Genomic DNA, 19072 nt, shown 5'->3' with positions numbered 1-19072 from the left:
CGCTCCGTCTCCACGCTCATGTGGCGATCCTCTGCGACGATCAGTGCCGCGACAGGATCGCGGTGAGGTCCGCCCCGGTCGGCAGCGCGCCGTACTCGAAGGCACGGTCGTCGCCGAGTCGTGCGCCGATGAAGGCGTCGGCGACGGGTGCCGGGGAGAACCGCACCAGTAGTGACGCCTCCAACGCCAGGGCCATCGATTCGACGACCCGTCGAGCGCGGCGTTGGGCGCCGGCGGCATCGAGGGCGGCAAGTTCGCCGAGTTGGGTGCGGAGGGCGTCGAGGTGTGCGTCGAGTACCGGGTTCTCGCCGCGGGCCAGGTTGACCTCGGCGTCGAAGGCGCCGACCGATTCGGGCTCGCGGGTCATCGCGCGCAGGACGTCGAGGGCGATGACGTTTCCTGAGCCCTCCCACACGGCCATCACCGGCTGTTCGCGGTAGCGCATGGCGAGGGGGAAGTCCTCGGTGTAGCCGTTGCCGCCGAGGCATTCGAGCGATTCGTAGGCGTGGTGCGGTCCACGTTTGCAGATCCAGTACTTGGCGACGGCGGTGGCCAGGCGGCGGAAGGCGCGTTCGGCGTCGTCGGCGTCCTCGTCGTGGGCCCGGGCCAGCCGCATCGCGGTGACAGTGGCGGCCTCGGATTCCAGGGCCAGATCGGCGAGGACGGCGGTCATCGCCGGCTGGTCGGCGAGGGTGGCGCCGAACGCGGCGCGGTGGCGGGCATGCCAGAGGGCCTCGGCGACGGATTGCCGCATACCTGCCGCGCTGCCCAGGAGGCAGTCGAGTCGGGTCTGGGCGACCATCTCGATGATGGTGCGCACGCCCCGGCCGGGTTCGCCGACCATCAGTGCCACGGTGCCGTCGAGTTCGATCTCACTCGATGCATTGGACTTGTTGCCCAGCTTGTTCTTCAGGCGTTGGATGCGGAAGACGTTGCGGGTACCGTCGGGCAGCACGCGTGGCAGCAGGAAGCAGGAGAGTCCTTCTCCGCCTGGGCCTTCGGCTTGCGCGAGCACGAGGAAGGCATCCGACATCGGCGCCGAGCAGAACCACTTGTGCCCGGTCAACAGGTATTCGGCGCCCGGTCCGCCGGCACCGACCGGTCGGGCGACGGTGGTGTTGGCCCGAACATCGGAACCGCCCTGCTTCTCGGTCATCGACATGCCGAAGATCGCCGAGGTCTTGTCTGCTGACAGATCCGGAGAGTAGCTGCGCGACAGCGCCTTCGGTACCCACTGCGCGGCCACGTCGGGCTGCAGTTCCAGCGACGGGATCACCGCGTGGGTCATCGAGACCGGGCAGGCGTGGCCCGGTTCGATCTGGCCGAAGAGCATGAAGATCGCGGCCCGGGCGACATGTGACCCGGGTTGCGGGTCGTCCCAGCACCGGGTGTGTGCACCGTGGGCCATCGCGGCGGAGATGATGCGGTGATACGACGGGTGGTACTCGACCTCGTCGATCCGGTGGCCCCAGCGGTCGAAGGTGCGCAGTTCCGGGGTGATGGTGTTGGCCAGGTGTGCGTCATGCTGGAACTGTGCGCTGCCGACGAGGGCGCCGACCTCGGCGAGTTCAGTTGCGGCCCAGGAGGCGTCGTGGCGCGTGACCGACTCCTGCAGGACGGTGTTGAGCTCGTATTCGTTGACGTCGACACGTGGCGTGGACTGATTGAACACCGAGTGCGTGACATGCGGCTGCGGGTGGGTGATCGACGAGGAGGTCATGCCGATGGCCTTTCGATGGTGAGGGGCGAGTCCAGGATCTGTTCGGGGACACCGAGATTGGTGAAGATGACGGTCACCGCGTCGGTGAGGGTGGGGCCGAAGGCGTCGCCGGTGGCCGACTTCTGCACGGCCAGACCGAAAATCGCCGACCAGAACGCCTGGGCCTCCACCTCGATGGAAGTGCGCAGCTGCCAGCCGGTGCGGACCAGCGTCTGCATCAGTGCCTCGGCGCCACGTTCATGCAGTGTGCGCAGGGTGCCCGTGATGTGGTCGCGCAGGTCGGTGCGGCGGGACACCAGCAGCATGGCGGTGGTGAACATCTCGACGCTGCGCGCTTCGGGTCCCAGCAGGGTCGTCACCAGGGTTGCGGCATACTCGCGTACGGTCGCAGCGGCCGACGCCGACTCCTCGGCGTGACGCCCGGCGCGCAGCACCGCGGCGCACGCCACCTCGACGAAGAGTTGCTCCTTGGATCCGAAGTAGTAGGTGACCTGATTCGGAAACGTCTGGGCGCGTTCAGAAATCAATGCGACAGAAGCGGTCTCGCCGTGCTCGCGGAACACCTCGTCGGCGGCGCGCAGCAGGGTCGATCGCGTCGCCTTGCCGCTGGTGCGGGTGGCACGTTTGCGTGGGGTGGGTGTCGCTGTCACCGGGCTCCGAGTTTGTCGGTCGTACAAGTTTGTATGGCCGACAATAACGGGCAGGGGAGTGGGGGTCAACAAGAACAACAACAAAGCGACGACGACGTCGACGCTGCTGATGATTCTCAGCCGCCCGTTCAGGCATCTGGCGGCGTCCCTTCTGGGATGCTGACGGTGTACCCGAGGAAAGGAAGTGGTGACAATGCCGGTCAACGCGCCGATCGTGGTCGCGGTGGACGGATCGGAACAGGCGTCCAATGCGGTGCGGTGGGGTTCGCGTGCCGCGCTCCGGGAGAATCGTCCGTTGCACATCGTGAGCGTTGCGGCGCCGCCGGAGCCGGCCTTCACCCTTGCCGCGGTGTCCGGAGTGCAGTCCGCGGCGGCCGCGGGACGTGCCTTCGCCGAAGCGGCAGTCGAGTTGGCGAAGGGCCTGGCCGAGGACACCGCGGAGGGAATCACCGTCAATGGTGAGGTGATCGAGGGCAGGCCGGCGCTGACGCTTCGTGAGATCTCCAGCCGTGCAAACGCTCTGGTGGTCGGCCGACGGGGTTTGGGTGGTGTCAGGGGGCTGCTCCTTGGCTCGGTCAGTACCGATGTGGCAGCACATGCCGAGTGTCCGGTCGTGGTGGTGTCGGATCGACTGCCATCGAGTGGGCCGGTGGTGGTGGGTGTGGACGGTTCGCCGACGTCGACCGATGCGATCACGCAGGCTTTCGCTCAGGCGGGATACCTCGACACCTCTCTGATTGCGGTTCATGCCTACGGCGGATTCTCGGGCGCCGCGTTCTACGAGTCAGGTGAAGACGTGTTGCGCGAGTTGAACGACGAAGCCCGTGAGACCCTGGGTGCGCGGCTCGCGGGGTATTCCCAGGACTATCCCGACGTCGATGTCGAGACCGTCGTGACATCCGACTCCCCGTCGGACCGCATCACCGAATTGTCGAAGGACGCACAACTCGTGGTGGTCGGTAGCCGTGGGCGCGGCGGATTTCGCGGACTGATGCTGGGTTCGACCAGCCAGGCGGTACTGCATGTCGCGCAGTGTCCCGTGATGGTGGTGCACGGTTCGCGCTAGATACGGTCAGGGCGCTTCGCCCCATTCGTCGACCGTGTTCAACGGCAGGACGACGGGTCGTTCGTTTTCGACAACTCGAGTAGTTGGGCGGGTCGTCGGGGCGTTCGCCGAGGACGAATCCGCCGGAGCGCAAATATAATCGGGATCGCTCAGGGTAGCGGAAGCAATAATTGTTTCTGATCCGCTGAGCCATCCCGGTTATATTGCTTGGCCGCCCGATCCCGCCCCCGAATGCTGATGTACACACGGTGTAAGAGGGCCCTTCGCGGCGTATGTGGACACGAGCGCCCGCCAACACCGCGGTCACATCGATGCCGGATCGGGTGACGCACGACCTCGCCCTGGAATTTCACTGAGTGAAAGCCGTCTATCGACAGGTGTGATCGGTGCCTCGTACCGTCGGGCACACGCAATGCCTCACAGGAAATGGAGACACTCATGAGCACTGTGGCCTCGACGCGGACACAGGTGGCCATCGTCGGTGGCGGGCCGGCAGGGTTGATGCTGTCGCACCTGCTGCACGTCGCGGGAATCGAGAGCGTGGTGGTCGACAACCGCACGATCGAGGCGATCGAAACGACGCATCGCGCCGGAATTCTGGAACGTGACAGCGTGCGCCTCCTCGTCGATTCCGGGGTCTCAGACCGCGTGCTGACCGACGGTCATGAACACGAGGGCATCGATCTGCGCTTCGGCGGGGTGAGTCACCGGATCGACTTCCAGAAGCTGGCCGGGGCGTCGTGCTGGTTGTATCCGCAGACCGACGTCTTCATCGACCTGCATCGGGCACGCCTTCGTGACGGCGGGGATCTGCGCTATGGGGTCACCGACACCGAGGTCGCCGAGGTGGTCGATGGCCCGGTCGTGCGGATGACCGCCGCAGATGGGTCACGACAGCAGATCACCGCCGATCTGGTGGTGGGTGCCGACGGGTCGCGCAGCATCTGCCGCGATCTGGTGGCCCGGCCGCATCGGTATTTCCGGGAGTATCCGTTCGCCTGGTTCGGGGTGATGGTGCAGGCTCCACCGAGTGCTCCAGAGCTGATCTACAACCGCTCCCCGCAGGGGTTCGCGTTGATCAGCCAGCGCACGGAGACGGTGCAGCGCATGTACTTTCAGTGCGATCCGACCGAGAACCCAGCCGCTTGGTCGGACGACCGGATCTGGGATCAGCTCCAGACGCGGCTGTCGGGGCCGGATGGCTTCCGGCTCATCGAAGGACCGGTCATCGAGCGAACGGTGTTGCCCTTCCGGAGTTTCGTCCAGTCGCCGATGCGGCACGGGCGGCTGCTGCTGGCCGGCGATGCGGCCCATACGGTTCCGCCGACCGGCGCCAAGGGCCTGAACCTGGCGTTGGCGGATGTCCGGGTTCTGGCCGACGTCATCGAACGCGCCCTGCGCACCAATGACGCCGACGCACTCGACATCTACACCGAGCGGGCTTTGTCGCGGGTGTGGAAGGCCCAGCACTTCTCGTACTGGATGACGACGATGCTGCACAATGCCGCGGATGCAACGGAATTCGACGAACAACGCCAACTCGGTGAGTTGGAGACGTTGGTGGCCTCCGAGGCCGGCTCCACCTATCTCGCCGAAGGCTACACCGGGTGGCCGCAGCACTGACGCCACCCAGGTCGGCGGCGTGATGTCCTATCAATTTGCTGAGTGAAAGTGGGGAACGTCGATGGCGGGCAACACGAGTGCTCCCGGCCAGACGGTCGCAGCGCGAACTCTCGCCGTGCTGGCCGCATTCGACCGTGACCATCGTTGGTTGACCCTGACCGAGATCGCCGATCGCGCCGATCTGCCGCTACCCACCGCCCATCGACTCGCCCGGGAGTTTGTGAGTTGGGGAGCAACTCGCGCACGCCTCCGGTGAGGTGCGCCGCGCCGTCCTGTCTGATCTGCGGCCGATGACCACACACACCGTCGTCGCGCCCGGCGTGCTGGATCGGCAACTGGACCAAATCCGGCGCCTCGGCTACGCCACCACCACCGAGGAGATGACCCTCGGTGCCTGCTCCATCGCCGTCCCGATCCGCACGGCCGACGACGTCGTCGCCGCGCTCGGCGTCGTGGTGCCCTCCACGTCGGCGACCCAAGGGGGCGTCTCGCGGCTGTCGGCCGGCACCCTTCGGGTCGTCACCTGGCCGGCCGCTTCACCGCCCGCCGCTTCCGGGTCATGGCCGAGTGGGTGGACTCGGAGTTGAGTGCGGGCACCGGCAGCGGAGTGAATTCCCGCGTATCGCTGCGGATTCCGTCGAGGAGGAAGGTCAGGTAGCGCTCATACAACTCGGGTGCCACGTCACGGGTGCTGTTCATGATGGGAGCCATGGCGGACTGGATGAAGGTGACGTCGGTGGGTGCGAAATCGTCGCGGAGGACGCCGGCGTCCTGTGCGCGCCGGACCAGTTCGACGATCAGCGGGGCGATGCGCCGCCGCACGTCGCCGATGCGTTCGTCGCCGAGGGTGGGATCGTCGAGGATCTGATGCAGACCGCGATCGCCGAACTGCATCTTCAGGGTGCGACGTAGGTAATCGGTGAGGGCGATCCAGGGGTCGTCCTCCTCGAGCGCTTCGCGGGCGACGGCCTCGACGGCCTCCAAACGCTCCTCGAAGAGGGTGTCGATGATCTCGTCCTTGTTCGCGAAACGCCGGTACGCAGTGCCCACCCCGACGCCGGCGTGGTGGGCGATGTCGTTGAGGGTGACACCAAGCCCTCTCTCGGCGAACAACTCTCGCGCTGCATCGAGGAGTCGTTCGCGATTGATCGACGCGTCCTTGCGCAACGGTCGTGTGGCGTCATTCGCGGCCATCTGCTCACGGTAGCAGACTAAGCGGATTGACTGTATCCGGTTACGGCGGTACGGTGCTAACCGGATGCGCCTAATCCGTTTACCGGTGGGAGGGCGAGTTCATCCCGAGAGGACACGAAAGATGAAGTACACCAAGAGCGGTGGACAGACAGGGGCTGGACCCGAGGCCTGGTTCACCGGCACGGTCCAGATCGACGGCATCAGCACTCCCGACGAGCAGACGGCGATCAGCTGCGGGCACGTGCGGTTCTCGCCCGGGGCGCGCACCGCGTGGCACCACCATCCGAAGGGGCAAACCCTTTACGTCACCGACGGCATCGGTCTGGTCGCCACCCGCGACGGCGGGGTGCAGGAGATCCGCCCGGGTGATGTGGTCTACATCGAACCGGGCGAAGACCATTGGCACGGAGCCACGCCCGACCGGTTCATGGCGCATGTTGCCATCGCGGAAGCCGACGAGAACGGTGAGGTGGTCACCTGGCTCGATCACGTCACCGACGACGAATACCACGCGTGACGACGAAGGAGCGAAAAGCGATGATTCTCAACGACACCTGCGCCCTCTCCAACGACGTGACGATCCCTAAGCTGGGCTTGGGCACCTGGTTCATCGACGACGACAAGGCCGCCCGGGCGGTGTGCGACGCCGTCGAGGTCGGCTACCGCAACATCGACACAGCGCAGGCCTACGGGAACGAACGCGGTGTCGGGGAGGGCGTCCGCACCTGTGGGGTGGCGCGCGACGATCTGTTCGTCTCGACGAAACTGGCCGCCGAGATCAAGAACTATGACGACGCCGTCGCAGCGATCGACGGTTCGCTGTCCACGATGGGCCTGGAGTACCTCGATCTGATGCTGATCCACAGCCCGCAGCCGTGGGCCGACTTCCGCGGCGGCGACTACGCCGAGGGTAACCGCGAGGCCTGGCGTGCACTCGAAGAGGCTTACACTGCAGGCAAACTCCGGTCGATCGGCGTCTCCAACTTCGAGCAGGGAGATCTCGAGAACATTCTCACCAGCTCCACCGTGGCACCGCACGTCAACCAGATTCTCGTCCATGTCGGCTCCACCCCAAGCGATCTCATCGCCTACTGTGCGAGCAAGGACATTCTGGTCGAAGCCTATTCGCCCATCGCCCACGGGAAGATTCTCGAGAACCCTGAGGTCGCGGCGATGGCCGAGCGGTACGGCGTGAGCGTTGCGCAGCTGTGCATCCGCTACGTCATCGAGTTGGGGACGGTGGCGCTGCCCAAGACCGCCAACCCCGACCACATGCGCAGCAACGCCGACGTCGACTTCACCATCGCCGAGGCGGACATGGACCTGTTGCGTGCCATGCATATTCGGGACTACGGAGATGCCGGTGCGTTCCCGGTGTTCAGGGGAAAGTGAGTTCCTGCCGCCGTCGAGCGAACTCACCTGACGCCGTGGCCTATTCCCCGGGGCATTGCCGCGCGAAGATGGTCGTCGGCCTCGGTCATCGCATACCGCACGGCGAGGACTTGAAAGAGACTTGAAAGGACGGTACGGGGATCACGCGGCCGGTGATCCGGGTGGTCCCGTCAGGTACTGCTCGATCACCGGACCGACCCGTCGGGCGAGCACGTCGATGTCGGCGTCGGCGATGTCGGGGAGGCGGAGGACGTAGCGCATCATCAGGATGCCGAGAATGTGACTGGTGATCAGTGCGATGCGGAGATCCCGCTCGTCGTCGGCGGCCATGTCGCCGAGCACCTGTCGGGCCAGCCCGAAGAAGAAGGTGCGCATCCGTTCGGCCACCGGATCATGGGTGACGGCGATGCGCAGCAGTGCGATACCGCGTTCACGTTGCGGGACGTCGTTCTCCCAGACGGTCAGTACCCGCGTCACGAACTCGGTGCCCAGGCCCGGGTTGTCCACGGTGAGCCCGCGGAAGACGGCGGTCGGATCGATGTCGGGGCGCAGCGCCTCGACGGTCAGGGTGTCCTTGGTGCCGAAGTAGTGGTGAATCAATGCGGCATCGACACCGGCGCGAGAGGCGATGGCGCGCATGGTGGTTCGTTCGAAACCCCGCTCGGCGAAGATCTCGCGGGCCGCGGTCAGGATTGCCGTCCGCGTCTCCGGCCGCGCGGAATCCAAACGTGGTCGGCCTCGTGATCGTGTGCTCATGACATCAGGCGTTCCGGGCGAGAACCAGCATCTTTTCCTCGATGGTGGCCGGAACCGGCGTGATGGTGGCGGCAATTCCCGCCTGATCGAGGATCGCATGGAGGTCGTCGGGGGCGGTGTCGGCGACCCGAATGGACCTGCCGGACAGGATGACCGGGACGTGGGCCGAGTTGAGGGCGGCAAACGCCTGCTGCCAGTCGCCGGTCGTCACCGACACCGCGCGGGTGTCACCGATGATGTCGGCCTCACTGCCGTGTGCGACGAGTTCGCCCGCCGACATCAGCAGCAGTCGGTCGCATTCCTGCGCCTCCTCCATGTAGTGCGTGGTGACGAGAACGCCGGTGCCCCTGTCGGATTCGCCGCGGATGGTGTCCCACAGTCGGGCGCGGGACAGCGCATCCACGCCGGAGGTCGGCTCGTCGAGTACCAGGGCGGCAGGAGAATGGGCGAGCGCGACGAGGAACGCGATGCGTCGTTGCGCACCCAGGGGGAGGTCGCCGACCAGGGTGCCCGCATGGGATCGGAGGTCTTCGGGCAGCGTGGGCGTCGGCACGCCGTACGCTCCGGTGGAGAAGTCGAGATTCTCGGCCACGGTCAGATCCCGGTACAAACCGAGGTTCTGTGGGACATAACCCAATCGGGCGCGGCGCCCTCGATCGGGCGGGCCGTCGAACAGGGTGGTGTTGCCCTCGGTGGGGCGGAGCAGGCCGAGCAGGATGCGGATCAGGGTGGTCTTGCCGGCACCATTGGCGCCGAGGAGCCCGACGACCTCGCCGGGCCGGACGTCCATGGTGACGGTATCGACGGCGGTGAAGTCACCGAATCTCTTGGTCACCGCGGTGGCGCGGATGACGGCGTGCTCGCTCATGTGCTCGCCCCGGACGCCAATTGTCGTTCCAGCGACAGGGAGATGACGATGTCCTCGAGGTCCGGTGTGATGGTGGTCCGCTGCTCGGGGTCGGTGGGTGTCGTTCCGGGCGGCCAGTATTCGTGACGGTCGTGCCCACGCCGCCACGACCATTCCCGTCGCGCGGGTTGCGGTGCGGTGGTGACGGTGCCGGCGAACCCGGCGCGTACTGCGTCGTACGAACCCTGTGCGAGGGTGCGGCCCGCGTCGAGGACGAGGAGTTCGCCGGCGCGTTCGGCCTCGTCGAGGTAGGTGGTCGACATGATGACCGCGGCACCGTCGGCGGCGCTCTCGGAGATCATCCGCCACAGGTCGATTCGGCTCACCGGGTCGACGCCGGTACTGGGTTCGTCGAGGATGATCAGCTGCGGTCGGTGAATCATCGCCATCGACGCGGCGAGTTTGCGGCGCATTCCGCCGGACAGCGCCGAGGCGGGGCGATCGGCGGCGACACCGAGCCCGGCGCGGGTGATCATCTCCTCTCGGCGTTCGGTCAGCGCGTCGCCGGACAGCCCGTAGATGCCGCCGACGAAATCGAGGTTCTGACGCACGGTCAGGGCACTCCAGCTACCCGGGCCGGCAGGCAGAAAGCCCATGGTGGCTTTGTCCGGGGCGATCACCCGTCCGGATGCCGGGATGATCTCCCGGGCGAACGTGCGCAGCAGAGTGGTCTTGCCGGCGCCGTCGCCGCCGACAACCGCGACCACGGTGCCGGGGCGCAGTTCGACGGTCACCTCGTCGAGGGCGGCGGTGTTGCCGAACTGCACGGAAACCGATGTGGCAGAGGCGATCATGACGCATCCTCGGCCGGGGCGCCGGTCGGTCCGGTCTTCGGAGCGCTCGGGGTGTTGGGGGCCTTGGGGGCATTGGGGGCGAGGTCACGGCGGAACCGCAATGTCGCACCGGTGAACACGATGACCGCCATCGCCGCCAGTACCAGGAAAGGTAGCCAGAGTGAGGTGATCGGCGCCCCGCGCAGCATGATGCCCTGAGCGATCATGTTGAAATACGTCAACGGCAGGATGTAGCCGATCCAGCGCACCCCAGCCGCCATCGCGTCAAGTGGAAAGATCATGCCCGACAACAAAATCTGCGGCAACATGAACATGAACGCGGTCTGGATGGCCTGGCCTGTGGTCTGCGACACCGTCGATATGAACACGCCGAGGCCGAGGACGACGAACAGGAAGATCCCGCTGCCGAGGATGAACGCGAAGACGTTGCCGTTGAACGGCACTCCGAACAGCCACATGCCCAGCAGGGTCACGATGGCCATGTCGATCGCGGCGAGCAGGAAGTACGGGGCGATCTTGCCCAGGATCACCTGACTGGGTTTGATCGGCATCACCGCCAACTGTTCCAGGGTGCCCGCTTCGCGTTCGCGGACCAGGCCGATGCTGGTGATGATGGTACCGATGAAGGTGAGGATCAGACCGATCAGCGCCGGCACCATCACCCAGGAGGTCTTGAGGTTCGGGTTGAACAGGACGTCGGTGCTCACCGCGGCGCCGGCCTTGTTGAGGACCGCCACGGTGGACTGGGCCGAGAACAGGTTGGAGCCGTCGATCAATGCCAGGGTGGGGGTCTGGCCGGTGACGAATGCGACGTCAACCTTGTTCTCCTTCAACAGGTTCACCGCATCCTGCTGGGTGTCGCCGGGTTCGACGATGGTGACATCGAAGTAGGACGGCAACGCGGCGGCAGCCTGCTTGGCCTGCGGGCCGACGACCGCCGTTTCCGTCGATCCGACGAAGAAGTTTGCGGCATAACCGAAGATGATCAGCAACAACAGTGGCAGTGCGATCAGCATGGCCAGCGTTCGCGGATCACGCCGGAGTTCGCGGAACTCTTTCAGGATCATTGCGCGCATGGCCTGAGCATAGAACCAGAACCACAAAAAGTCATCATTTGGTGAATATTTGTCATGCTGTTGTCGTTGCCGGTCGAGTGGGCGGACGCCGGATACGACGCAGTGACCAGGCCGGACTGAGGGACTACGAGAACTCCGACGGGGTCTGCACCCTCCGTCCCGACGAGACCGCGAGCGGAATCCGTTGCAAAGACGGCACATACAGTCACGCGCAGAACGTCGTCGGCGAGGTTCACATCGGACAGCGCGATGGGGGACTGGACTCGGTGACCGTCTGGATCACCTCGCGCAGGATTTCGGGGGAGGGGGCGCCACCGCCGCCTCGGCCCAGAAGCCGGTCGCGGGTCGACTTACCGTCGTTGAGTGTCCAGTGGCCGGCACCGGTCGTGAAGGCTCACGCGGTGTCCGCGGCCTGCGCGGAGTCTGCCGCGGCCACCACGTAGGTGTTGCGGCCGGAATGTTTGGCCGCGAGCAGGGCGGTGTCGGCCTGGTTGAGGTACGCGGCGAGGACCGCGTCTGCTCGACCTTTCGGCAACGGCGGCAGCGGATCGACGCAGACGGCACCGATACTCATCGTGACGATGCGTCCGCCCACCAGACCCGATGCCGGAACACTGAGCCGGCGGGCCATCCGCTCCAGCGCGTCGTGACCCAGTTGGGCGGCGATGGCGAACTCGTCCCCGCCGAGGCGGCCGACGACGGCGTCGGGTCCGGCGGTCGACCGGATGCGCTGCGCGAGCCGGGTGAGTACGGCGTCACCCACCGCGTGGCCGTAGCGGTCGTTGATCGACTTGTAGTGGTCGATGTCGATCATCACCACCGCGAACGGTCGGCCGGGCCGCGCGGCCACACCCTCCATCGCGGCGGTGAACCCGCGCCGGTTGAGGACGCCGGTCAACGGATCGGTGGTCGTGTAGGCGAGCTGGATCTGCAGCGCGCGCTTGAAGGACAGCGAGTAGTTGCGCAGCAGCAGCACCAGCCCGTTGGCCGAGGTGAGCGCCACCAGCGCGAGATAGACCACGGTGGCGACGCCGACACCCTGTGCCACCGCGAAGGCTGCCGTGGTGACGATGATCGCGGTGGTGAACACCATGTGGACGATGACGATGCGCAGGTGCACAAAATTCGCGACATACCCGCCGATGACGCCGAACAGCGACGAGGCGGCGAGGACGAGGACGGGACTCTGAAATGTCGCGAGCCCGAACGCCAGACCGACGTCGGCGTAGATGGCGAAACTGTTGTTCAAGCCACGCAGTCGTCCGGACTTGCTCCACCATGCCGTGTCCAGGCTCATCTGACTGACGAGCACGGCGAACGGCACGGTCGACGCGGCGATGATCGCCATGGCGATCATGCGTGGCGGTGACCCCGCCGATCCGTCCGGCGTGAACATGCTCATCGTACCCAGCACACCGCACAGCAAGGTGAGAGCGGCGATTCCGTAGCGGGCCAGGGTCTCGTGTCCGCCCGCGCTCTGCAGGGCGTGGCGTGCGTGTAGGAACGCGGGCTCGCGGTCGACGCCATCGGATGAAGGATCGGGCAAGGGTGACGGTACGGCGGCACCGCCCGATGATCCAGCGGTGGCGGAACGGTGTATCCACATGTGCAGCCCTCCCCAGCGCACATCTGACAACCGACCCCGAACAGTGTCATCGAAGGGTGTTTCCAATAGTGACGTGTAGCCAACCGGACGTTCGGTGTCGTCGACGGATGCCGGTGGCACGTGGATGGCTAGTCTGTTTCCCGTGAGCAGCGACGGTATCGATCGCGAGTCGGGAGCAGCCGAATCCGTGCGGACGGCAGCGGATCCGATCACGCGGTTGGAAGACGCGCTGGCCGACATGTGGCGCCAGGGTCGCGGTCGGGCCCGGCTGCGCGCCCACGCGATCGATCCGGCGCTCGACCCCTCGTCGTATCCGCTGTTCACGATCCTGGCGCGGCACGATTCCGTGCCGATGTCGCAGCTGGTGACGGCCCTGGAACTCGACAAGTCGACGGTCACCCGGCAGGTCGACGCCGTGGTGCGACTGGGTTTGGTGGAGCGCCATCCCGATCCGGACGATGCCCGGGCCCGCGTCGTGTCGCTGACCGAGGTCGGCCGGCAACGTGTCGATGCCGTCGTCGCGTCGGCGGTGGCCGAGTGGCGTGCGCGTCTGTCGAAATGGGACCCGGACGACATCCGCACTCTCACCGAACTGCTTCGGCGCCTCGAGACCAGCAGCGACTGACGACACCGGGCACGGATCTGCGGTGCCCCCGGGTTGGACCGCGCAGGGAATAGCGACAGATAGTTGCATGTTGCATCTATCGGCTATAAAGTTGCACTAATCAACTAAGTGGTGCGTCCGAGGGGCCACACCTTCTGCGTCGGTGTCACCACCGACGCACTCACACTTCTTCCTCCGCCGACGCGGTGGAGTGAACTGACCGAAATCCAGGGAGGTTTTCGCATGAGTTCGACTGTGTCGCAGAGCGACTCACACGTCGCCGAAGCGCCGTCGCCGATGACGCACCGTCAGCGCCTCGAAGCGCTCGTCGGGCTGCTGCTGGGAATGTTCGTCGCACTCCTGTCATCGACCATCGTGTCCAATGCGCTGCCGACGATCATCACCGATCTGCGCGGCACGCAGGATCAGTACACCTGGGTCGTCACCGCCACCTTGCTGGCGTCGACGGCCACCACCCCGTTGTGGGGCAAACTGTCCGATCTGATCAGCAAGAAACTGCTGGTCCAGGCGGCGTTGACGGTCTTCGTCATCGGGTCGGTCCTGGCCGGACTGTCGCAATCGGTGGGCATGCTCATCGGTTTCCGCGTGGTCCAGGGTCTGGGTCTGGGTGGTCTGCAGGCGCTGGTCGTGATCGTGATCGCGTCGATGTTCAGCCCGCGTGAACGTGGCCGCTACCAGGGGCCGATCGCCGCGGTGATGTCGCTGGCCACCGTCGCCGGCCCACTGATCGGCGGAGTCATCGTCGACACCAGCTGGCTCGGCTGGCGCTGGACCTTCTACGTGTGCGTTCCGCTCGCGGTGATCGCCCTGCTGGTGATCCAGCGGACGCTGAACCTGCCGGTGATCCGGCGCGAGGTCACCATCGACTACACCGGAGCCGCCCTGATCGCCGCCGGTGTCAGCACGCTGCTGATCTGGGTCACCCTGGCCGGCAAGAACTTCGACTGGGTCTCGGCCATGTCGTTCGGTCTGGTCGCACTCGGTGTGATCCTGCTCGCGGTGGCCGTGTTCGTCGAATCGAAGGCCAAGGACCCGATCATCCCGCTGCGCCTGTTCCGCGACCGCACCATCGCACTGGCGACCGTCGCCAGCATCGCCGTCGGCGTCGCCCTGTTCGGCAGCGCGGTGTTCCTCGGCCAGTACTTCCAGATCGCCCGCGGCTACTCGCCGACCATCGCCGGCCTGCTGATGCTGCCGATGATCGTCGGATCGATGCTGTCGGCAACCGTGTCGGGCACATTGATCACCCGTTTCGGACGGTGGAAGGGCTTCATCGTCGCCGGTGCCGCGTTGATGACCGTCGGATTCGGTCTGCTGTCGACCATCGGAGCGCACACCGACATGGTGCTCGTGGGTGCCTACCTGTTCGTCCTCGGCGTCGGCATGGGGATGAGCATGCAGAACCTGGTGCTGGCCGTGCAGAACAACGTCAAGCCCACCGAACTGGGTGCGGCCACCTCGACCATCACCTTCTTCCGCTCACTCGGTGGTGCCGCGGGTGTGTCCGTCCTCGGTGCCGTGCTGTCCAACCACGTCACCAATCTGATCGCGAAGGGGCTGGGTGCGCTCGGTATCAGCGCGGGAACCGGCGGCGGTACGGCCGGACTGTCCAACCTGAACGAACTGCCCGGCCCGATCGCCGAGATCGTGCGCGGCGCCTACGGCGACGGCACTGCCCGGATCTTCCTGGTGTCGGCCGTGATGGCGGCGATCAGTCTGGTCGCGGTGCTGTTCATCAAGGAGGTCGCCCTGAAGACGGCCAGCGCCCTCGAAGAGCAGGTCGACGAGATCTCCGTGGACGCCGAGGTCGACCAGATCGGCGGTGTTGACGAGATCGGCGAGATCGACGAGATCGGCGGTGTTGACGAGATCGGCGTCGCCAACGTGCCCGTCGGAGCACCCGCTCGCTGACCCCTCGCCTCCCGCACCCTCAACTCCCACCTGCGTACAATGCATTCCGCGCAGGTGGGAGTTGCGCGTGCAACTCCCCAGCAGTCGATGACGCGGATACCGGACGACCGCGGGGAGGTGCGATGAGCGACGCCGTGGCGGCCGTGGCGCCCGCCTTCGACGATTGGCGGCACTACCCGCCGCTGAACCTCCCGAAGATCCTCGACGTCGCGCTCACCGAGATCGTCGAACACGGCTACGACGCGACCAGCGTCCGGACGATCGCCGCGGCCGTCGGGGTCACCGTCCCCGCGCTGTACTACCACTACGACAACAAGCAGGCGATCCTCGTCGCGCTGTTCGACCACGCGATGGCCACCGTGAGCGCCCACGTGGACGCTGCGCTGGTCGAGGCCGGGACAGACCCGGTCCGGCGGCTGTCGGCGATGGTGGAGGCGATCTCGTTGTATATGGCCAACTATCGCGACCTGGCCTTCCTCGATTCCGAGCACCGCTCGCTCACCGACGACAACAGCAGATGGTATCGCGAACATCGTGACACCATCGACCAGCAGCTGCGCGAGGCGATCGAAGATGGTTGCCGCGCCGGTGTTTTCGCCACCAGGGTGCCCGACTCGGCGCGTCGCGCGATCCTGTCGATGTGTCAGGGAATCGCCGGCTGGTACCGCCCCGACGGTCCCCGGACCCCGGCCGAGACGGCCCGCGACTACGTGCACATCGCCTTGGCGGCCGTCGAATTCTCGTATCCTGCTTGATCTTTCGGAGGGATTCGGCGCTGGTCGAGTGGGCGAGGGGTCCTACCCCGCCGACGCGACCGGTTTCTCCGATACGTGGTGCACCGGGCAGCCGGGGGCGAACGTGCCGAGCTTCTCGATGTCGAAGCCGTTGGGGTAGCTGCGGATTCGTGGCATGTCGCGCACCAGTCGAGGCTTGCGCCGAGACGGCAGGGCAGCCACCAGACGTGCCCGGGCCCGCAGACCCGCCACCGACGCTGCCCGTGCGATCCGACCCGGCCGGCGATAGCGGAATGCGGCGAGCAGCGGTTCGTCCATCACCGATCGGCTGAAGATGTCGATCGCGGGAGCCAGTGGTTTCGGATAGAAGGTCTGCATCAGGCGCATCGTCGAGTCGGCGACCCGCCGGGCGCCCGCGTCGTAGGCGAAGTGCTTCGCCTCGTAGGTGTCCATCAGTCGGGCGAACTGCTCGTAGGTGTCCGGGATTCCGGTGATCGCCATGTGTTTGCCGAGTGTGCGGTAGTAGCGCACGGAGGCGAGGACCTCCTCGTGAGTCATTCGACGCCAACCGAAGTCGTCGATCCACCGTTTGGGGACTACGACGAAGGTGGCCAGGACGTAGAGCATGTCGTCGTTGCTGATGTCGTAGTTGTGGTGCATCTGGTTGATCCGACGGATCGCGGCGCGACCGTTGGGACTCGAGAATCCTTCGAGTAGAGGAACTTCCAGGAGGAGGCCGGTGTCGTCGTAACGTTTCTGGACTCGGCCGGTGAATTCGCCGGTGTCGTCGAGAAGTCGGCCGATGCTCGGAACGGCATAGGTGCGGAACAGAGCGAAGCTCAACGCCTGATTCATGTCCCACGGGAACTCGAAGGTGGTCAGGTTGCGGTAGACGAGTTCGAACTCGGTGTCGGGATCGAGTCCTCCATTGCGATCGATGGTGTACACACGCGCTCCTCACATCGGGCCGGTGTCGTCGACTATAAGTAGACTTACACTAATGTGCAAGGGGTCACACCAGAGATGTGTCGTGGGGTGATCGACTACTCGGACGTGGCGGACGGCATCGTCGACTCCGGGGCCGGCGCGTCGTCGAGTGGTCCGATGGCACTCTCGACAAAGAGATGAAATCCCTGGTCGAGGGCGTCGTAGGAGCGCAGCGTGCCGCTCTCGTAGCCGACCAGCAGGTACATCGAGATGGTGGCGTAGACCTCGGCCTTCGCATCGTCGCCGAGCACATCGCGGTAGGTCTCGGCGATGAAATCGCGGCGCTCGAGGTCGACCTCCTCCTGAAGCGCCCGCACCTCGGGGTCTTGGGCCGCCCACACGCGAATGGCCGACTCGGAGTCGTGGGGCAGTGTCAGGCCGATGTCCATCAGGACCGCGAGTCGCGCGCGCGGATCGGCCACCTTGCGGGCCTCGGCGATCGGGCGCTGGCTCTTCTCCTGCCGCCAGAAGGTGATGAGGGCCGAGGTGAACTCGGCCCAGTTGTCGAAGGCGTGGTAAAAGCTGCCGGTGGTGGCATCGGCGCGGGCGCAGACCGCGGCCAGCTTGAGGGCGCCGTACCCGTCCTCGGCGAGAACGGTCAGGCCGGCCTCGAGGAAGCGCACACGCGCGTACCGCGACGGTGTGGATCTGCGCTCGCGGGCCATGGAAGCCGATCCTAGTTCATCGTCGGGGCCACCCGGATCACCCGTTTCGGCTGGTTGTGCGGCCGTGATTGATCTGGATCACACCTATGTGTTAGTACTTAGCGAACGATCAGTCGGTGGTTCCGTGTGGGAATCGGGCCACCAAAGTCGTCACTCCTGGGAGGATCGCCTCATGCCCGAAGCCGTCATCGTCGACGTCGTCCGCCTCGCGTCCGGGAAGGGCAAGCCTGGTGGCGCCCTGTCGGAGACCAAGCCGGTCGAGTTGCTCGCGCACGTGCTGCGCGCGCTCGTCGAGCGCAACGACCTCGACCCCGCCCGCGTCGACGACGTCATCGGCGGATGCGTCGGCCAGGCCGGTGAGCAGGCGCTGAACATCTCGCGCACCGCATTGCTGTCCGCGGGCTTCCCGGAGTCGGTGCCTGCGACCACCGTCGACCGTCAGTGCGGCTCGAGTCAGCAGGCCGCGCACTTCGCCGCGCAGGGCGTCATCGCCGGCGCCTACGACATGGTGATCGCCGCGGGCGTCGAATCGATGAGCCGGGTGCCGATGGGATTCTCCACCGCAGGACAGAGCCCCTACGGTCCGAGCATCGCCGCCCGATACCCCGATGGTCTTGTCGGTCAGGGTATTTCGGCCGAACTGATCACAGCGAAGTGGAAGCTCGAACGTGAGGCTCTCGATGCCTTTGCGGCGCAGTCACATCAGCGCGCGGCGCAGGCCGCCGCCAACGGCTTCTTCGGTCGGGAGATTTTGCCGATCGACGTCGTCGACGCCGACGGCAACCGCGTGACCCACACCGTGGACGAAACGGTGCGTGCCACCACCACCACCGAGGGGTTGGCCGGACTCAAGCCGTCCTTCTACAGCGAGCAGTATGCGCAGCGATTTCCCGAGATCGGTTGGCACATCACGCCCGGCAACTCCTCGCCGCTCACCGACGGCGCGTCCGGCGCGTTGATCATGAGCGACGCCATGGCCTCGACGCTGGGTCTGACGCCGCGGGCCCGGTTCCATTCCTTCTCGGTGGCCGGCGACGATCCGGTCTTCATGTTGACCGCGCCGATCCCGGCGACGCACAAGGTGCTTGCCCGGGCCGGCCTGTCGATCGACGACATCGATGCCTACGAGGTCAACGAGGCATTCGCACCCGTACCGCTGGCGTGGGCACACGAGTTCGGTGCCGACCCGGCCAAGCTCAATCCGCGCGGCGGGGCGATCGCACTCGGCCACGCGCTGGGATCGTCGGGAACCCGACTGCTCTCCACGCTCGTCAATCATCTCGAGGCCACCGGCGGCCGTTATGGTCTACAGACCATGTGTGAAGGCGCCGGAATGGCCAACGCCACCATCATCGAACGGATCTGA

At 66.0% G+C, this 19072-nt stretch carries 20 protein-coding genes; 10 read left to right on the top strand and 10 right to left on the bottom strand.

The window, feature by feature from the left end; genetic code table 11:
- Positions 1 to 40: 40 nt before the first annotated feature.
- Positions 41 to 1720, bottom strand: a complete 1680-nt coding sequence (locus tag ACWDPV_RS03645; protein WP_449741784.1) for an acyl-CoA dehydrogenase family protein — start codon at positions 1718 to 1720, stop codon at positions 41 to 43.
- Positions 1717 to 2370 carry a TetR/AcrR family transcriptional regulator C-terminal domain-containing protein gene (locus tag ACWDPV_RS03640; protein ID WP_449741783.1) on the bottom strand — a complete coding sequence of 218 codons (654 nt, stop codon included), beginning with the start codon at positions 2368 to 2370 and terminating at the stop codon, positions 1717 to 1719. The genes ACWDPV_RS03645 and ACWDPV_RS03640 overlap by 4 nt, the downstream gene beginning before the upstream one ends.
- Before the next feature lie 193 nt (positions 2371 to 2563).
- Here ACWDPV_RS03640 and ACWDPV_RS03635 point away from each other — a divergent pair, with 193 nt between their 5' ends.
- From ACWDPV_RS03635 to ACWDPV_RS03620, 4 genes are all read left to right on the top strand, one after another.
- Positions 2564 to 3436 (top strand): universal stress protein, encoded by an 873-nt coding sequence (locus tag ACWDPV_RS03635; protein ID WP_449741903.1) that lies wholly within the window; start codon positions 2564 to 2566, stop codon positions 3434 to 3436.
- Between the two features lie 438 nt (positions 3437 to 3874).
- Positions 3875 to 5059, top strand: coding sequence for a 4-hydroxybenzoate 3-monooxygenase (locus ACWDPV_RS03630; RefSeq protein ID WP_449741782.1), 1185 nt, complete (start codon positions 3875 to 3877; stop codon positions 5057 to 5059).
- A gap of 61 nt (positions 5060 to 5120) precedes the next feature.
- Complete coding sequence (locus tag ACWDPV_RS03625; protein WP_449741781.1) at positions 5121 to 5315, top strand: helix-turn-helix domain-containing protein; 195 nt, start codon at positions 5121 to 5123, stop codon at positions 5313 to 5315.
- A gap of 34 nt (positions 5316 to 5349) precedes the next feature.
- On the top strand, positions 5350 to 5646 hold the full coding sequence (locus tag ACWDPV_RS03620; protein WP_449741780.1) for an IclR family transcriptional regulator domain-containing protein: 297 nt from the start codon (positions 5350 to 5352) through the stop codon (positions 5644 to 5646).
- On the opposite strand, the gene ACWDPV_RS03615 is transcribed toward ACWDPV_RS03620, so the two are convergent.
- On the bottom strand, positions 5579 to 6253 hold the full coding sequence (locus ACWDPV_RS03615; RefSeq protein WP_449741779.1) for a TetR/AcrR family transcriptional regulator: 675 nt from the start codon (positions 6251 to 6253) through the stop codon (positions 5579 to 5581). The two genes, ACWDPV_RS03620 and ACWDPV_RS03615, sit on opposite strands and share 68 nt — an antisense overlap.
- A 121-nt stretch (positions 6254 to 6374) precedes the next feature.
- Here ACWDPV_RS03615 and ACWDPV_RS03610 point away from each other — a divergent pair, with 121 nt between their 5' ends.
- On the top strand, positions 6375 to 6770 hold the full coding sequence (locus tag ACWDPV_RS03610; protein WP_449741778.1) for a (R)-mandelonitrile lyase: 396 nt from the start codon (positions 6375 to 6377) through the stop codon (positions 6768 to 6770).
- A 20-nt stretch (positions 6771 to 6790) separates the two neighbouring features.
- Positions 6791 to 7645: an aldo/keto reductase gene (locus ACWDPV_RS03605; RefSeq protein WP_449741777.1), complete on the top strand. Its 855-nt coding sequence runs from the start codon at positions 6791 to 6793 to the stop codon at positions 7643 to 7645.
- A 141-nt stretch (positions 7646 to 7786) separates the two neighbouring features.
- On the opposite strand, the gene ACWDPV_RS03600 is transcribed toward ACWDPV_RS03605, so the two are convergent.
- From ACWDPV_RS03600 to ACWDPV_RS03580, 5 genes are all read right to left on the bottom strand, one after another.
- Positions 7787 to 8401: a TetR/AcrR family transcriptional regulator gene (locus tag ACWDPV_RS03600; RefSeq protein WP_449741776.1), complete on the bottom strand. Its 615-nt coding sequence runs from the start codon at positions 8399 to 8401 to the stop codon at positions 7787 to 7789.
- Between the two features lie 4 nt (positions 8402 to 8405).
- Positions 8406 to 9269: an ABC transporter ATP-binding protein gene (locus tag ACWDPV_RS03595; RefSeq protein WP_449741775.1), complete on the bottom strand. Its 864-nt coding sequence runs from the start codon at positions 9267 to 9269 to the stop codon at positions 8406 to 8408.
- Complete coding sequence (locus tag ACWDPV_RS03590) at positions 9266 to 10102, bottom strand: ABC transporter ATP-binding protein (RefSeq protein ID WP_449741774.1); 837 nt, start codon at positions 10100 to 10102, stop codon at positions 9266 to 9268. The genes ACWDPV_RS03595 and ACWDPV_RS03590 overlap by 4 nt, the downstream gene beginning before the upstream one ends.
- On the bottom strand, positions 10099 to 11178 hold the full coding sequence (locus tag ACWDPV_RS03585) for an ABC transporter permease (protein ID WP_449741773.1): 1080 nt from the start codon (positions 11176 to 11178) through the stop codon (positions 10099 to 10101). The genes ACWDPV_RS03590 and ACWDPV_RS03585 overlap by 4 nt, the downstream gene beginning before the upstream one ends.
- Before the next feature lie 394 nt (positions 11179 to 11572).
- A complete protein-coding gene (locus ACWDPV_RS03580) occupies positions 11573 to 12724 on the bottom strand; it encodes a diguanylate cyclase (RefSeq protein WP_449741772.1) in 1152 nt (383 codons plus the stop codon).
- Between the two features lie 298 nt (positions 12725 to 13022).
- Between ACWDPV_RS03580 and ACWDPV_RS03575 the strand changes: the two genes are divergently transcribed.
- The 3 genes from ACWDPV_RS03575 to ACWDPV_RS03565 all read left to right on the top strand — a co-directional run bounded on the left by ACWDPV_RS03575 (position 13023) and on the right by ACWDPV_RS03565 (position 16075).
- A complete protein-coding gene (locus tag ACWDPV_RS03575) occupies positions 13023 to 13409 on the top strand; it encodes a MarR family winged helix-turn-helix transcriptional regulator (RefSeq protein WP_449741902.1) in 387 nt (128 codons plus the stop codon).
- A gap of 276 nt (positions 13410 to 13685) precedes the next feature.
- A complete protein-coding gene (locus tag ACWDPV_RS03570; RefSeq protein WP_449741901.1) occupies positions 13686 to 15320 on the top strand; it encodes an MFS transporter in 1635 nt (544 codons plus the stop codon).
- A gap of 122 nt (positions 15321 to 15442) precedes the next feature.
- Positions 15443 to 16075: a TetR/AcrR family transcriptional regulator gene (locus ACWDPV_RS03565; protein ID WP_449741771.1), complete on the top strand. Its 633-nt coding sequence runs from the start codon at positions 15443 to 15445 to the stop codon at positions 16073 to 16075.
- A gap of 42 nt (positions 16076 to 16117) precedes the next feature.
- On the opposite strand, the gene ACWDPV_RS03560 is transcribed toward ACWDPV_RS03565, so the two are convergent.
- Both ACWDPV_RS03560 and ACWDPV_RS03555 read right to left on the bottom strand, forming a co-directional pair.
- Positions 16118 to 17002, bottom strand: coding sequence for an oxygenase MpaB family protein (locus tag ACWDPV_RS03560; protein ID WP_449741770.1), 885 nt, complete (start codon positions 17000 to 17002; stop codon positions 16118 to 16120).
- 95 nt (positions 17003 to 17097) lie between these two features.
- A complete protein-coding gene (locus ACWDPV_RS03555; RefSeq protein ID WP_348809908.1) occupies positions 17098 to 17706 on the bottom strand; it encodes a TetR/AcrR family transcriptional regulator in 609 nt (202 codons plus the stop codon).
- Positions 17707 to 17878: 172 nt separating this feature from the next.
- Here ACWDPV_RS03555 and ACWDPV_RS03550 point away from each other — a divergent pair, with 172 nt between their 5' ends.
- Entirely contained in the window at positions 17879 to 19072 is a 1194-nt protein-coding gene (locus tag ACWDPV_RS03550) for a thiolase family protein (protein ID WP_449741769.1), read from the top strand.

The sequence above is a fragment of the Gordonia sp. NPDC003504 genome, assembly GCF_053587995.1.
The sequence above is the reverse complement of the archived record's forward strand: the minus strand, read 5'-3'. Positions and strand labels throughout refer to the sequence as shown.